General features: G+C 43.3%; 2 protein-coding genes. Both read left to right on the top strand.

Features of this window, described 5'->3' with window-relative positions:
• The first annotated feature begins 280 nt into the window (after nt 1–280).
• Nucleotides 281–1,318, top strand: a complete 1,038-nt coding sequence (gene mltG, locus BSCG_RS24140) for an endolytic transglycosylase MltG (RefSeq protein ID WP_008774844.1) — start codon at nt 281–283, stop codon at nt 1,316–1,318.
• 83 nt (nt 1,319–1,401) lie between these two features.
• A partial coding sequence (locus BSCG_RS0127185; RefSeq protein ID WP_032849303.1) for an indolepyruvate ferredoxin oxidoreductase occupies nt 1,402–2,459 on the top strand: 1,058 nt, incomplete at its 3' end.

A 2,459-nucleotide genomic window follows, 5' to 3' on the forward strand; every position in this document is an offset into this window, starting at 1 on the left:
ATGCTTCGTCTGGCTTTTGACTTTATTATAGCTTGGAGAGAAATACGGGCGAGGCCGAATGCTTACTGGAAACAAAAAGATAATCACAATGAAAACAAAGAGACACAATAAGCAGCTGAATAAATCAAGCAAGGCAGACGTAACGTGAAAGAATGAATTCACAATCGCACCGAAAGAAATATACTTTTGATGTAGTCGCCTTATGATTCATCCTAAAAAGAGAACACTCCTATCCAAATTCTTTTTATCTTTGACGAACTTTTTAAATACACCTCAAAAGATGAAGAAAAAAAAGAGAAATATTCTACTATCAATTCTAATCGGAGCATTCCTCCTTTGTGCAGTTGCCGGAGGCACCTTTTATTATTATCTGTTTGCCCCCCAATTTCACCCATCTAAAACCGTATATATTTATGTAGACCGGGATGATACTGCCGATTCTATCTACCATAAAATAAAAGAATTCGGGCATGTCAATAAGTTCACCGGATTCCAGTGGATGGCAAAATACAAGGATTTCAATCAGAATATCCACACCGGTCGTTATGCCATTCGCCCCAATGACAATGTTTATCATGTATATAGCCGTTTTTCCAGAGGTTATCAGGAACCTATGAACCTTACTATCGGAAGCGTCCGGACATTAGACCGATTGGCACGAAGCATCGGCAAGCAGCTCATGATAGACTCTGCCGAAATCGCAAGCCAACTGTTCGACTCTACTTTCCTAGCTCAAATGGGATATACCAACATAACACTCCCCAGCCTTTTCATACCGGAAACCTATCAGGTATATTGGGACATAAGCGTAGACGAATTCTTCAAACGAATGAAGGACGAACACAAACGCTTCTGGAATAAAGATCGCCTGTCACAAGCTACCGCCATCGGCATGACACCGGAAGAAGTCAGCACACTTGCTTCCATCGTTGAAGAAGAGACCAACAACAACGAAGAAAAGCCAATGGTAGCCGGATTGTATATCAACCGGTTACATCAAGATATGCCCTTACAAGCAGATCCCACCATCAAATTTGCCCTACAGGATTTTGGCCTGCGCCGAATTACCAACGAGCATTTAAAAGTCAATTCTCCCTATAATACCTATATAAATACCGGATTACCTCCGGGCCCCATCCGTATCCCCTCTAAAAAGGGAATAGACAGCGTGTTGAACTATACCAAACATAACTATATCTACATGTGCGCCAAAGAAGATTTTTCCGGTACTCACAACTTTGCCTCCAATTACGCCGACCACATGGCAAATGCAAGAAAATACTGGAAAGCCCTGAATGAAAGAAAGATTTTCAAGTAAATTTGTGATAAAACGAACGGAAAAGCCTATCTTTGCCCGATAGATTAACAAACTGTGATCAACACTAAATAAAAGAAATAGATATGAGCAAGCAACTCTTACTTGGCGATGAAGCCATTGCACAAGCTGCACTGGATGCCGGACTTTCAGGCGTTTATGCCTATCCGGGTACTCCTTCAACTGAAATTACGGAATATATTCAAATGGCCCCTATAACGACCGAACAGAATATACACAACCGTTGGTGTGCCAATGAAAAAACAGCGATGGAAGCTGCGTTGGGTATGTCTTTCGTAGGTAAACGGGCATTAGTTTGTATGAAGCACGTAGGTATGAATGTAGCTGCCGACTGTTTCGTCAACTCTGCCATCACAGGCGTGAAAGGCGGATTGATTGTGATAGCCGCAGACGACCCCAGTATGCACTCCTCGCAGAACGAACAGGACAGCCGTTTCTACGGAGACTTCTCACTGATACCGATGTACGAACCAAGCAATCAGCAGGAAGCGTATGATATGGTATACAGTGGTTTCGAATTCTCTGAAAAAGTAGGCGAACCGATCCTGATGCGTATGGTAACCCGCCTGGCACACTCCCGTTCAGGAGTAGAACGTAAAGAGCAAAAGCCGCAGAACAGCATCTCTTTCAGCGAAGATCCGCGTCAGTTCATCTTGTTGCCGGGAAATGCCCGCAAACGCTACAAAGTATTGCTTGCCCGCCAAGACGAATTTATCAAAGCTTCAGAAGAATCGCCCTATAATAAATATACAGACGGTCCTAACAAAAAGCTGGGAATCGTAGCTTGTGGTATCGGTTACAATTATCTGATGGAAAACTATCCGGAAGGTTGCGAATATCCGGTACTCAAGATCGGCCAATATCCATTGCCTAAAAAACAATTGCATCAATTGATCGAGTCTTGTGACGAAATCCTAGTTCTGGAAGACGGACAACCCTTTGTAGAAAAACAATTGAAAGGTTATCTGGGTATCGGCGTTAAAGTAAAAGGACGCCTCGACGGTACTCTGTCACAGGACGGAGAGTTAAATCCGGACTCTGTAGCCCGTGCCGTAGGTAAAGAGAATAAATCGGAATTCGGTATTCCTTCTGTTGTAGAAATGCGCCCGCCTGCACTTTGCGA

Source organism: Bacteroides sp. 2_2_4 (genome assembly GCF_000157055.1).
Lineage (GTDB): Bacteria > Bacteroidota > Bacteroidia > Bacteroidales > Bacteroidaceae > Bacteroides > Bacteroides ovatus.